At 69.9% G+C, this 12,607-nt stretch carries 13 protein-coding genes; 8 read left to right on the top strand and 5 right to left on the bottom strand.

Annotation, left to right across the window (positions count from 1 at the left end; translation table 11 throughout):
- Position 1 precedes the first annotated feature (1 nt).
- Positions 2-472 carry a flavin reductase family protein gene (locus tag HCN51_RS42400; protein WP_206068530.1) on the top strand — a complete coding sequence of 157 codons (471 nt, stop codon included), beginning with the start codon at positions 2-4 and terminating at the stop codon, positions 470-472.
- 668 nt (positions 473-1,140) lie between these two features.
- Here the strand turns inward: HCN51_RS42400 and HCN51_RS42395 are convergent.
- Complete coding sequence (locus HCN51_RS42395; RefSeq protein WP_206068529.1) at positions 1,141-1,605, bottom strand: ester cyclase; 465 nt, start codon at positions 1,603-1,605, stop codon at positions 1,141-1,143.
- A gap of 329 nt (positions 1,606-1,934) precedes the next feature.
- Here HCN51_RS42395 and HCN51_RS42390 point away from each other — a divergent pair, with 329 nt between their 5' ends.
- Complete coding sequence (locus HCN51_RS42390; RefSeq protein ID WP_168017649.1) at positions 1,935-3,152, top strand: MFS transporter; 1,218 nt, start codon at positions 1,935-1,937, stop codon at positions 3,150-3,152.
- Positions 3,153-3,772: 620 nt separating this feature from the next.
- Here HCN51_RS42390 and HCN51_RS42385 read toward each other — a convergent pair.
- Complete coding sequence (locus HCN51_RS42385; protein ID WP_168017648.1) at positions 3,773-4,702, bottom strand: hypothetical protein; 930 nt, start codon at positions 4,700-4,702, stop codon at positions 3,773-3,775.
- A 162-nt stretch (positions 4,703-4,864) separates the two neighbouring features.
- Here HCN51_RS42385 and HCN51_RS42380 point away from each other — a divergent pair, with 162 nt between their 5' ends.
- Complete coding sequence (locus HCN51_RS42380) at positions 4,865-5,227, top strand: SPW repeat protein (protein WP_168017647.1); 363 nt, start codon at positions 4,865-4,867, stop codon at positions 5,225-5,227.
- A gap of 74 nt (positions 5,228-5,301) precedes the next feature.
- Here the strand turns inward: HCN51_RS42380 and HCN51_RS42375 are convergent, their stop codons facing one another.
- The 3 genes from HCN51_RS42375 to HCN51_RS42365 all read right to left on the bottom strand — a co-directional run bounded on the left by HCN51_RS42375 (position 5,302) and on the right by HCN51_RS42365 (position 8,595).
- Entirely contained in the window at positions 5,302-5,730 is a 429-nt protein-coding gene (locus HCN51_RS42375) for a hypothetical protein (RefSeq protein ID WP_168017646.1), read from the bottom strand.
- 990 nt (positions 5,731-6,720) lie between these two features.
- Positions 6,721-7,644 (bottom strand): DnaB-like helicase C-terminal domain-containing protein, encoded by a 924-nt coding sequence (locus HCN51_RS42370; RefSeq protein WP_168017645.1) that lies wholly within the window; start codon positions 7,642-7,644, stop codon positions 6,721-6,723.
- Between the two features lie 144 nt (positions 7,645-7,788).
- Positions 7,789-8,595 carry an SAM-dependent methyltransferase gene (locus HCN51_RS42365; protein WP_346433994.1) on the bottom strand — a complete coding sequence of 269 codons (807 nt, stop codon included), beginning with the start codon at positions 8,593-8,595 and terminating at the stop codon, positions 7,789-7,791.
- A gap of 202 nt (positions 8,596-8,797) precedes the next feature.
- Here HCN51_RS42365 and HCN51_RS42360 point away from each other — a divergent pair, with 202 nt between their 5' ends.
- The 5 genes from HCN51_RS42360 (at position 8,798) to HCN51_RS42340 (ending at position 12,468) form a co-directional block, all read left to right on the top strand.
- On the top strand, positions 8,798-9,397 hold the full coding sequence (locus HCN51_RS42360; protein ID WP_168017644.1) for a TetR/AcrR family transcriptional regulator: 600 nt from the start codon (positions 8,798-8,800) through the stop codon (positions 9,395-9,397).
- A gap of 67 nt (positions 9,398-9,464) precedes the next feature.
- A complete protein-coding gene (locus HCN51_RS42355) occupies positions 9,465-9,710 on the top strand; it encodes a hypothetical protein (RefSeq protein WP_168017643.1) in 246 nt (81 codons plus the stop codon).
- A complete protein-coding gene (locus HCN51_RS42350; RefSeq protein ID WP_277350224.1) occupies positions 9,707-10,543 on the top strand; it encodes a CU044_5270 family protein in 837 nt (278 codons plus the stop codon). The genes HCN51_RS42355 and HCN51_RS42350 overlap by 4 nt, the downstream gene beginning before the upstream one ends.
- A gap of 35 nt (positions 10,544-10,578) precedes the next feature.
- A complete protein-coding gene (locus HCN51_RS42345) occupies positions 10,579-10,911 on the top strand; it encodes a hypothetical protein (RefSeq protein WP_168017641.1) in 333 nt (110 codons plus the stop codon).
- Positions 10,912-11,247: 336 nt separating this feature from the next.
- The gene (locus HCN51_RS42340) at positions 11,248-12,468 is read left to right on the top strand and encodes a cupredoxin domain-containing protein (RefSeq protein ID WP_168017640.1); all 1,221 of its coding nucleotides are present in this window, start codon (positions 11,248-11,250) and stop codon (positions 12,466-12,468) included.
- Positions 12,469-12,607 lie beyond the last annotated feature (139 nt).

Below are 12,607 nucleotides of genomic sequence, written 5' to 3'. Positions count from 1 at the left end.
CATGCGGGACTTTAAACAGGCCCTCGCCAAGTACGTCACCGGCGTCACCGTGGTGACCACCGTCGACGGCGCCGGCCGCCGCTGGGGCTTCACCGCCACCTCGTTCAGCTCGGTCTCGCTCGACCCGCCGCAGATCCTCGTCTGCCTCGCCCGCTCCGCACAGTGCTACCCGGCCTTCACCAGCTCCGCCGGATTCGCGGTGAACGTCCTGACCGGCGAACAGGAGAATGTGGCCAGGCGCTTCGCCCAGCACGACGACGACAAGTTCGCCGGCCTGCCGTTCAGCACCGGTGAGCACGGCACACCCATCCTCGAAGGCGCCCTCGCCGTCCTCCAATGCGTCACCCGTGCCCGGTTCCCCGCAGGAGACCACACCATCCTGCTCGGCGAGGTCGTCCAGGCGAGGGTGGGCCAGGGAGAGCCGGGCCTCTACTACGACCGCCAGTTCCGCGGAGCCGGCTGCTTCAGGTGAGCCTGGACTGATCGGCCGACTCAAGGTGCCTCACCCCGGTCACGAAGCCAGCCGAACGATATCGGACACGGCGGATCATCCTCCACCGGCACCGGGCCGTCACCGAAGCGACCGTCGTCGCCCGGCAGCATGGCTGAACCTGCGTCCGCGAAGTGCCGGCTGGGCCGCGCAGGCCATCCTCCATCGTGCGGGAAGCGGGATCTCCCGAGCTCTCAGGTCCTCCTTCGAGCACGACAACAGCCTCTGCGGCATCCTCATCGACAGCGTCTTGGGGGCTAACCCCATCCGCACGATCGCCGCAGTCGTCCCTCAGGCATGTTGGTCGCCTGGATGCTCACCGAGTTGCTGGCGGAGACCGACAACGGGCCGGCCTGGCCGTTCGCGTTGCGGCGTGCGGGCCTGGACGCCGCAGGCGAAACGATCCCGCCCTTTGGCCTGCTTCTCGGCGGTGGCTGCGGGCGTGGAACCGGACGTGGGACCCTGCGGTGTGCGAGCTCGCGGGGACCCTTCAAGACCGGCTCCGGATCGATCCGCTCTGCCGCCGGGCTGGGCCGCTTCCCGCGCACGCGGGCGGCTTGATGAAATCGCCGACCGCTGAGGTGGGGGTCCTGCCCGACCTCACCATCGACAGGGACCGACAGGGCGGCGTCCCGGTCTTGCGCTGAGTATCAGCGGGCTATCATGGCGTCGGCCCGTTCGCGCCAGGTGCGGAAGCGGTTCGCGGCGGTCGTGGTGTCGATGCCGAGATGCTCGCACATCTCGTTGAAGTCGTAGAAGAACCGCTCCAATGTGATGAGCCCGTCGTGGACGTACCACAGGCACACGAAGGGCAGGTCGAAGGCGCGCCCGGTGGGCTCGATGCCCGCCAGGGGGCCCTTCATGGTGCCGGCGATCCTGCCGACGCCCAGCACAAGGTCATCCATCTCCCGCAGATCCTCAAGCTGGACGGAGTAGTCGGGGAAGGCTCCCAGGAAGCCCTGGAACTGCCTGCGAGCCGCGTCGATACCGTGCGCGGCGGACTGGAAGGCGATCGTCTCGAAAATCACGTCCTGATGGCACCAGGCCAATGCGCCAGTGATGTCACCGCTGGTCTTCGCCTGGGAATGGGCCCGCACCACCGCGGCGGGTGTCAATTCTTCGCTCATATCACTCGTACGCTAAAGCGCTCGGCCGCTTTCCGAATCCGTCGCCCGACTGGTGGTGAGCTCACCCAAGCGGCCATCGTCCCCGGCCGCTGCGGGCGGCGCGCCACATCCAGTCACGTGACGGATGCACCATGGCCTGCGGGACACATAGCCTGCCGCCTGACATGGATTTCCTCAGGAGGTGACACATGCGTATGGGCAACGGCTGGGACTGAGCGGACGTCATGTCCTCCGGCCTGATGGGCGTGATCCCCTGCACGCTCATCAGGCTTTTCCGTGATCGGGGCTTCTTGGTGCGTTATCGAGATCTTTTCGCGGTGCGCGAGTTCCGCCTTCTTTATGCCGGGCTCGCCTCGTCGTACGCCGGGGACCAGCTCGCCGCGCTGGCCGTGTCGGTGCTGGTGCTCGACCGCACCGGCTCCGGCATCCTGTCCGGTCTCGCCTACGCCTCGGCCTACCTTCCGTCACTGGTCGCGGCCCCGCTGCTCGGTGCCCTCGCCGACCGGCTGCCTCGCCGGGGCCTGCTCATCGCCTGCGACCTGGCCCGGTCGGCGCTGGTCTCGGCGATGCTGATCCATGGCCTGCCCGTGTGGGCTCTCGTGGTGCTGCTCTATGCCGCGAGCCTGTTCACCCCGCCGTTCATGGCGGCGCGGTCGGCGCTCATCGCGGAGATCCTGCCCGTGGACGCGGCCGTCACCGGCAACGGCCTCATCCGCGTCACCCACCAGTTGAGCCAGGTGCTGGGCCTGGCGCTCGGCGGCCTGGCCATCGGCTGGATCGGGCCCGAGGGGGCGCTGGCGTGCAACGCCCTCACCTTCGCCGTCTCCGCCGCCCTGTCCGCCGGGCTGCGTCCGCGCCCGCGGCCCGCCGGCTCGGGCTCGGTGCTCGGCGGCTCCCGTGCGGGGGTACGTTACGTCTTCGCCGACCCGTGGTTGCGCGGCTGCCTGCTGCTGGTGTGGCCGGTCTCCATGTTCGTGTACGCGCCGGAGGCCGTCGTCTACCTCTACGCGACGTCGCTCGGCGGCGGTGCACCCCTGGCGGGACTGATGTTGTCGTCCGCCGCGCTGGGTTTCGCGTCCGGCACCGTGCTGCTGACCCGGCTCGTGCCACCGCGTACGCGTGACCGCCTGCTCATCCCGTTCGCCATCCTGGCCGGGGCAGCGCTGATCCCGCTCTGGGCCAAACCATCCCCTCCTGTCGTGGTCGTCCTGCTCTTCGCCTCGGGAGTGGGAGGCGCCTTCTCCGCCCCGCTCAACGCCCTGTTCGTGCAGCGGGTCTCCCCCGAGTTCCGCGGCAGAGCCATGGGAGTGGCGGTCGCGGGCCTGGCCGGCGGGCAGGGACTGGGGTTTCTGCTCGCCGGTGCGCTCAGCAGCGCCGGACTGCACCCGGCTGCGCTCTGGGCCGGATGCGGGGCCGCCGCCACGCTCGCTGCGCTCCTTGCCGCACTGACGTGGGCACGCGACACCCCTCCCCCTTCGTCCTCCTCATCTGCCGGCCTCGGCACACCGGTCCGGGAGACCGCTGACAAGCGATGACCGCGTGAGGGTCGTGCATGACCTGGCGCCAGGCGATCCTCAGCGGGGTCGTTGTCCGGCCCTGTCCACGACGACGGTTTCGAGCACGGCGTCCCCGTCGTGGGTCTCGCCCTTCTCGATGCAGGCGAACGCCTTATCGTCGAACCGTCACCACGGCTCGCGGGTGTTCGTCACGGCCGGCCCGCCGCGCAGCCACAGCCCGCCATCCGTCCGGGTCCGGACGCTGATGCCTTTCACGTGGCCCCACTGTGCGGGCTCGGCCGCGGCCAGGAATCGCGTTGTCGGCCACATCCTGGGCGTTCACCACGGGCCGAGCTCGGTGCGGCGGAAGCCTGGGCCGAGGACGGGCGCGGGTCTGGAGGAGAAGTTGGAGTCCGTCAGGCGAAGCGCCGGAGCGGAGGCCGTCCGGCCAGGTCGCGCCTCAGGCCCTGAGGATTGATGGGGGGCACTTCTCTGAGGCCGCCTCCCCAGCGCCCACCGGTGCTGTCTCAGGGCAGGTGACGATGCGCCTGCCCGGCACCGCGGTCTCCCTCTCACGTCACGGCACAACCCTCCGTCCGGGCTGGAACGACCTGGAAGGCACCGGGTGAAAGACGGAATGCGAATCACCCGCGCCTTGGTCAGGGGGCGGTGCGGTCCAGACCGGCGGGCGGACCGTCGAGGGCCAGAAGGCCCGCCTCCCGGAAGGCGGTCATGACGGCCTCGACGTCCTGGCCGTGCACGGCGAGGTGACGCCCGGCCAGCTCGGCGTGCGACACGGCGTGGATCGCGGTACGGCCGTCCTCGTCGATCCAGATCTCCTCATAGAAGGGGGCGTCCTGACGCGCGAGGACCTCGATGAACCAGTCGTGATCAACGGTGAACGCCGGAAGCGGATCGGTGACACCGGCGGGGATCTGCCACCAGCTCACCGGACGAGGAACCTCCCGCCCGGGAACGCCCGGCCGTACCGTGACCCAGTCCTCCTCGCCGTCCACGGGCCGCGCCGGGCGCAGCACCTCCGCCGGCTCCCGCTCCTCCTGCGCGGCTGCGAGGACCATCGGGTCGTGACGGAGCTCTTCGGCCACCTCTTCGGCGTATGCGGCGGCGGCTCGTACGTCTTCGTCCTCGTGCCGCAGCGCTTCCCTGAGCAGTTCCGCCGTCTCGGGCTCAAGATTCGTGCCTCCGGCGGCCATCACCAGCGGCACCAGGATCCACGACTGCCCGGCGAGGTCCTCCCGCGCCTGGGCGCGCAGCTCCTGCTCCGTCCACACGCGGTACCGCTCGCCGATGGCGGCTCGGGCCGCGATGGCGCGTTCCTCGGAGTCCGCGCGTACGAGCAGCGCCTTCGACCCGGTGTCGGGGTCGACCGCCTCGATCAGGACGATGCCGCGGGACTCGTCGGCATAGACGTCGGCCACCGGTCCGCCACCGAACCCGCCGTGGCCGATGCCGGTCAGGGTCGTGCCCGTCCGGGCGGCGAGCTCGGTCAGCAGCCCGGCGTCCACCGAATCGTTCTCCTCGACGACCAACGCGCACCAGAACGGCCCGCTTCGCACCAGATTGATCACGGACGCCACTCTGCCATGCATCGCGGGGAACACAGCAACCAGTCATGTTTTTGTGCGGCGACAGATTCGTCCGATGAGCGGGCCAACCTACCGTGAGATGTGGCGAAGCCTCCCACCCCGAGGCTTGGCCGCCAATCGGCTTCACCCCAAAAGGAGAATCACATGAAGCCATGGACACGGTGGCAGGACTGGACGAACCTGGTGGCCGGCCTGTACCTCGCACTCGCCCCCATCTGGACGGCCGGTGACACCGGCGCCGCGACGACGCTCATCGTGCTCGGCGCCCTGATCGTGTGCACGGCCCTCTGGGCCCTGATCCAGCCGGCCTCGGCGGCCAGCCAGTGGACCAACGTCACGTGGGCGGTGCTGCTGATCATCGCTCCCTGGGCCATCTCCTACACCGGGCTCGGCGGCGCGGCCTGGACGTCCTGGATCGGCGGCATCGTCGTAGCATGCCTGGCCCTGTGGGCCCTGCCCGCCGCGAAGAGCGCCGCAGGAAGCACTGCCGTCTCCACCAGGCGGTGATCCGACATCGCCGCGGAACAGCCCGACAGCGAACGGCGCCGGCCGTTCGCTGTCCGTGTGTCAGAGGCAGGTGCTCAGCCGCAGTGCTTGGACTTCACCGTCCGGGTGGCCGTCGCCATGACCCCGTAGACGTCGATGCACTTGCCGGGTGCCTTAACGAAGACAGGCCCCGCGTAGTACTTGTACATGGCCTGGTCGAGCTCCGCCCAGCCGTTACCCTTCGCCCCGGACACGCGAATGCCGACGCCCTTGTAGTTTCTCTTTCCGTAGAAATCGCCGACGCCTACGGCGACGGCGCAGTTCTTCTGCGTCCTGGAGCTGTAGAACACCTCGATGGACCCGCGGTGCCTGCCGCCGTAAATGATCTTGTAGCTGCCCACCTGCACGTAGCTGGCATCCTTGCAGAGGTTGCTCGCGGCCTGCGCCGGCGCGGCACCGAGGGGCATCCCGGCCAAAGCCACCAAGGCGCCTGCCACCACTCCGAACGTCCTGCGAAACCTCACGGCTCTTCTCCCTGTGCCACGCGACATAACCGGCCAGAGACGCTACGGGTGCGGCGGGCCGGAGCGAATCTGTCACGTGACTGGAGCTCAGGGCCCTCAGCGCCCGGTCGCATGGCAAATTTGACCTCCCTGAAGGACACGCCTGCGATGTCGAGCCGTTCAAGAGTCTCACCGTCTCCCCCACCACGGCGACGAGCGGCGCCCCGGGAGTGGGCGGGTCGCTGCCGGTCTTCAGCTGAACGGCGCGCCCAACCAGGTGCAGATGGGCCGGTGGCCCGCCGCCGCGCAGTACGCGATGGCCACCTTCTCCGCCTACTCGGTGCTGGCCGGCAAGCGCGGGAACACCTCCGGTCTTCGCCGCGGCAGGCATTCTTGTGGAGCAAGCCGTGTCCTACGGCGAGAAGGTCGGCGAACTCCACGACGCGTGCTACCACCGAAGCTGCGATGATCCGCGGAACGTCAGCGCGGGGCTACTGGCTCCGATGACCGGCGGCGCCGCGTACGCCGTCCAGCATGTCGCGACCACCACACCTGTGCTTCGCCCCTGAAGGCCGTCGCGGAGGGCGGGGTCTGGCGGTGACGCCCGACCGGGCGGGAGAAGGACACGGGATGTCCGGCCGTCGTCCAACCCCACCCTCCGCGATCACACGATCGACGCTTTGTACCGTCCAGCGTCTCTCGCCGACCAATCCGAGATTTCAGTCGCTTCAGTCGCTGCGCCTGTCTCACGGACGCCAAGGGGACCGCTCGTCTCACGTAGCGAGCCCGGCAGCGACCGAAGCGACTCACGCTCGTGGTTCGCGCTGCTTTCTCTGATAGAGAGGCGGCGTGCCGAGGCCATGCGAGGACGTGAGTCGCTCCGGTCACCTGAGCGAACGACTTGCTCTGCCGTTGTTCGGTCCCAGTCGCTACTTTAGGGCGGCGCCCTGGGCCGGTGAATCCGTCACATGACTGGCCGCACCGCACCGGTCAAGGCCCGGACGGGACGAGTCAGGGCCGGGACGGGTCCGCGAAGCGGCCGTAGCGTTGATCGAAGGTCACCGTCACGGTGGCCTTGGGCCCGTAGCGATGCTTGGCCACGATCAGGTCCGCCTCACCCACGCGAGGCGACCACGGGTCGTACGCGTCCTCCCGGTGCACCATGATGACAACGTCGGCGATGTGACCCACTGTGTCGGAGTTCCGGAAGTCCGACAGCGGCCCCGGGCGGCGATCGGCCCGCTCCTTCGACCGGTCGCCGAGCTGGGCACCGGCCACCACCGGCACCTTGAGCTCCATCGCCAGCTCCTTCAGCGCGCGAGCCGCCTCGGCGACCGGCGGGTCCCGCGACTCGTCCGAAGGCCAGGGCCGGACGTCGTCGAGCCCGTCCACGACGATCAGCTCGAACTTCCCGTCGGTGGCCAGGTCTGCGATGTACGAGGTCAGATGCGTGGCCGTCCAGCCCGCGGGCGTGATGACGGACAGGGGCGCGCCGGCCAGTTCCGCCGTCCGGCGTACGACCCGAGCGGAGTCGTCCAAGCCGATCGTCCCCGCGCGCAGCTCATCGAGGGGGACGCTCGCCTCGGCGGCCAGCAACCGCAGGGTCAGCTCGTGATCGGGCATCTGGAAGCTGGCCAGCAGGGCCGGCCTGTGGCGGCGGAACGCGGTGTCACGGCACAGGTGCAGGAGCAGGGCCGACGTGCCCATCGACGGGCGGGAGGCCACCACGGTCAAGGTGCCGGGGCTCAGGCCGCCGCCGAGGAGGGTGTCGAGCTCCTGGAAGCCGGAAGGGGTGCTGAAGGTGTTCTCCGCGCGGGCGTCCATCGTGTCGAGGGCCGAGAAGAGCAGCACCGCCATCGGGACGGCTTCGTCCAGCGGGTCGCGTCTCTGGGCGTCCGGCGCGGGCGTCCGGCCGTCCTCATCGGGCACTGGCATGAGGGTTCCTGGTGGGTGTGCGTGGCGATCCCCTGCGTCGGGGCTGGTGAGAACGTCCGTCTCGCCGACGATAGGCAACCGCGGTGGCGCGGCGAATCTGTCATCAAACCAGTGAGCGGGTATGGCCGCGCGCGGATCGCTCGCTCAGGGAACGCGCCCGATCCCGCAGAGAACGTCGGCACCTCCGGGACCGGCGACGGAGGCGTCAAGAGCGTCCTCGGCGGTCGCCGACACCAGGCCGGGCTCCACCATCTCCAGCCCGTCGAAGAACCCGGCGATCACCTCGCGGCTGCGCGGGGTCACATTGCCGGTGCTGGTCCTGCGGTAGACCTCGCGCCCCTCCCCCACCGCGCGACCGTCGAGCCTTCCCTCGGTGACATGCGAGATGACCAGATAGCTGCCGGACGGCAGTGCTTCGCGGACGATCCGAAGGATGTCCCGGACCTGGTCATCGTCGGGGATGAAGTGCAGCACCGCCATCAGCAGGACAGCCGTCGGCCGTTGCAGGTCGAGGTGCTGAAGGACCTCCGGATGGGTGAGGATGGCCTTGGGCTCGCGCATGTCGCCCTCCACCACGATCGTGTCCGCGGTCTCGGCCAGCAGGGCCCGAGCGTGCACGAGCACGATCGGATCGTTGTCGGCGTAGACCACGCGGGCACCAGGGGCGACCTGCGCCGCCACCTGGTGGACGTTCTCCTGGGTCGGCAGGCCGGTGCCGATGTCGAGGAACTGCCGGACCCCTTTCCGGGCGATCGCGCGAACGGCACGCCCCATGAACGCCCGGTTGGCCCGCGCGACTTCCTTGGCGTTGGGCGAGAGCCGGAGGATCTGCGCGGCGGCCTCACGGTCGGAAGCGAAGTTGTCCTTGCCGCCGAGCAGATAGTCGTAGATGCGGGCCACGCTCGGCACGGCCGGATCCACCCCGGCCGGCGCGTGTTCCTGCTCCGTCACGGTCATCACCTGCTTTCACACGATGGGCATCGCGACCGGTCTGAAGGACGAGGCTAGAGGAGGAGGCCGCCCGTCGAATCTGTCAACCTGCCAGCGTGTCATCCGCGCGGCGGATGCCTGCAGCGCCTCCCGGCTTGAAGTCCCCATGCGGGGCTTGGAAGTCTTTATGGGAGGATATAGCTTGGTCATCGAGGGGGGAGAGATGCACAGGACAGGACGCCGCCCGGGCACCTCGACCACCCGCGACGAGATCGTCTCGGCGGCGGCCGCGGCCTTCACCGCCAGCGGTTACGAAGCCGTGAGCGTGCGCAAGGTGGCCGCCGACGCGGGCGTCGACCCGGCCCTCGTCCGGCGCTTCTACGGCGGCAAGGAGCAACTGTTCACCGCCGTCGTCACCTCGGTGTTCCAGCCCGAGCAGGCCGTGGCCATGCTGCTGGACGGCCCGCGGGGCAAGCTGGGTGAGCGCCTGGCCGCCTACGTCCTCGACCTGCTCGGCGATGTGCGGCAGCCCGGCCCTCTCCTGGGGTTGATGCGCTCCGCCGCCACCAACGATCACGCGGCGGCGCTGATCCGACAGTTCCTGGCCAACGACATGCTGGGCAAGCTCACCCAGCAGCTCGGCGTGGATCAGCCCCAGCTGCGTGCCGCCCTGGCCGCCGGCCATCTGGTCGGGATCGCCATAGCCCGCTACGCCGTCCGCGTCGACGCGCTGGTCGCCGCCGAGCCCGACGAACTCATCGCCTGGATAGCCCCGGCCCTGCAGCGCTACCTCACCGGCCGCGCCCCCGCCCGGCCTGCCTGATCATGGAGGGGTTTGAGTTCGCGACCCGTTCCTTCTCCAGCAGCAAGTACTTGCCACGATCGATGACATGGAGATGAGCGGAGCGGACCTCTTGGCACAGGCCGAGCGCATCACGACAGCCGTGGGCCGGCGTTCGCGCTGGGTGATCCGCTTCCCGCTCGTGTACGGGACGGCGTGGACGGTGATGGTGCTCGCGGTCACTTCTCGACGGCTGGCTGCGCGGCGCGGCCAGCATGATGATCTGGATCCCCGTGATCGCCGCACTCACGTCGAGATCACCGAAGGCTACGTCGGCAAACGCCCGCGGACCTGATTGTCCCTCACCGCCGAAGGCCGCCGCGCGTTCAGGCGGGCACCGTGCTGCCCGCGACGATCATGCCGGTCTCCAACGCGCAGGTGCAGCTCGGCCGCGCCGCCGAGGCCGCCGGCGAACGCGGGTTCACCGCTCCACGGCCTGACCAGTGGATCTACATCGAGACGCGCCGGCAAGGCGCCGGGAAGCCGGCTCCGGGCGCGACCCAGAGTGCGCGAGCACCTCTGGAAACGCAGGTGAGCCGTTCATGGACCCGGGGCGACGGCAGGGAGGTGGCCACCTACGAGAACGGCGACCTGGTGCGCTCGCCCACCGGCGGCGGCATGCCTCCTACCGACTACGCCACGGTGGCGGCGCTTCCCACCGATCCTGACGCGATGCTGGCCTGGATGTATGCCGCCGTGGACGCGTTGCCGCCCGGTTCGGACGAGGAACGGCACGTCCGGGCCTACCGTCTGTTCGACTCCTTGCTGGCACAGAACCTGGTACCCCCGGCCCAGGAGGCGGCCGTCCACCGGGCGATGGCCAAGATCCCTGGGGTGAGCGTGAACCCCGACGCGGTAGACGTGGACGGGCGCCCGGCGGTGGCGGTGGCCCGCAGGGAGGACTGGGTGGATCACGAACTGCTGCTCGACCGCTCCACCTACACCTATCTGGGCGAGCGCGTGATGGCCAACGCCGACCACACCCTTCCGGAGGCCGACATCCGCGCGGAAGGGGATCGGGAGATCGTCTACATGGGTTCCCCCCACACCATCGAGAAGGGAACCACCCTGACGCTCAACGTGCGCCTGGACATCGGGGTCACCGATCGGCCCGGGGTGAGACCCTGAACGGCGGACGGCGCCGCGGATAGGCACTGGCCGCGGTGTCGCTGCTGCTGGTGCTGCCCTCGGCCGTCAACCTGATCTGCGGGCTGACCTGGATCTGGACGCCGGCGCTTCCCTTGCCGCTGCTCGACCTGCTGGCGCGGGCGGGTTTGCTCGACGCGTGGCTGGTGGTGGATCTTCTGACCGCCGCCGGCGGGCTCGGGGCCGCCGGGGTGGCGGCGCTGGCGGGGCGGGAGCGCGCTGCCGGCACGTTGATCCTGGCGGCGGTCTCGGTGATCAGTTTCGCCGCCGCCGCGGCCGGAGGCGGCTGGCTTCCCGCATCGTACGGGCTGGCGTACGGCGTGGCGCTGGTCCCCTTGCGCCGCATGTGAGCCGTACGGCCGCGCCGAAACGGAAGGGACATGCCGGCCGGACGCGAGAGCCCGGCCGGCATCCCGGTAACGAGTATCCCGATACCCCTCACCCCCGAACCTATATCCCCGCTCAGGGACCTTCAAGTCTTCATGCGAGGACTTATCTTGTGGAGGCATCGGGGCGGGCCCGGGTATCCGTCACGCGACTGGCCCGGCTCTGCCCAGGACAACCAGCATCCTCACCCGTTGCGGCGGAGCCGGCGGCACGCCACCATCACCCTCGACGGCCTCCCTTGTCCGGCTGTGTCCCCCCGATCTGACGGACGGCGAGAACCAGGCGAAGGGCAAGACGTCTTGGACTTCACGATCTGCCGATTCCTCGGGCACGACTGCCACGACAACCTGCCCTCGCTCGAGTGGCGGGGCGAGATGCAGGTGGCGGCGCACGCTCACCTGCTGAACCGATGGCTGGACGAGGACGCCACCGCGAGCCCGACTCACAGCGGGCGCCTGCTGGTGGACGTCAGGGACTGCGGCGGCCCGCTGGATGCCGGCTCGCTGGTGAAGTGCGGACTCTTCCCCACCCTGTCACCGGACGGGCCGGCGCGCGAGCCGCTGAGCTGCGAGCCGACCGGCGTTCACGACGCCATTCTCGCCGTCCGGCAGGCCATACTCGCACACCCGCCGACGCGCCGCCTGAAGATGCTCTCCGCCGCACTGGGATGGGCCATCCTCGACGTGGCGGACGAGGCGGCCTTGGTGACGGTCGCCGACGCGGCCGGGGACGAGACGCATGCCGTGTTCTCATCCGGCTCCAGGGTGATCCGCGTCAGCGTCACCAGTCCGGCCAGCCCAGGGAACGACCGCGACCCGGCCTGCTCGTTCGCGGGGCATTGGTGCGAGGCGCGGCCGGCCCTGCACGACGACGACCTCGCGCTGGCCGAGGCCCGGCTGCGCGCCGTCTGCGCCGGAACGATCCTGCGGGCGCCGCTGGACCTGGACGGTTACGCCGCGTTCCGGATCGACCTGGCCGGGCACACGTTACCGCCCGATCCCGACCTGGCCTCCGTCCGCCGATGGTGGAGGAGCACCGCGTGGAGCCGTCGCTACGGCGAGGAGTACTTCGAGGACGAGTTCCCCTGGCCCGACGACCCCCAGGCGCAGGAGTTCGTCCCGGACGACGACGCCGATCCATGGGACCCCCTCGACCTGGGGGATCCCGCGGCGAGTGACGCGGCGGACGGGTGGATGCTGGGCATGGGGCCGCGGTCGCTGAGCACGCCGGCTCTCCTGGCCGAGGTCGAGGCGTTCAGCGCCACCTGCCGCCGGGAGTCCGCCGGCCACGCGGCGGGCGAGCTCGTCCCGTACCTGCTGCACGAGCTGATCGACGAGCCCTTGTGGCGGGTGAGCGGGCCGCAGGGGCGCCTGCTGGTGTGGGCGGACGCCGACGAGGGCGGCCGCTTCTGGCGGACGGCCGACGGGGACCTCGACCGGTACGGCGAGGCCCGCAGGCTGCTCGTCGTGGGGCCGCGCGAGGCGCTGTACGTGGTGTTCAAGGATGAGAAGAACTGCTGAGCATCCGGCACTGTTGTGACGGCCCTCCAGTCATCGACCTGCGCGAATAGGTCATGTGACTGGTTGTCGCCTCTTTGTCGCTCTACGGCGAGTACCGCCGCTTACGCTGACAGCGCGTGCTGCCCCGGAAGTGGCCGGC

Source organism: Nonomuraea composti (assembly GCF_012034275.1).
Classification (GTDB): domain Bacteria; phylum Actinomycetota; class Actinomycetes; order Streptosporangiales; family Streptosporangiaceae; genus Nonomuraea; species Nonomuraea composti.
This window is presented reverse-complemented; position numbering and strand designations above follow the sequence as displayed.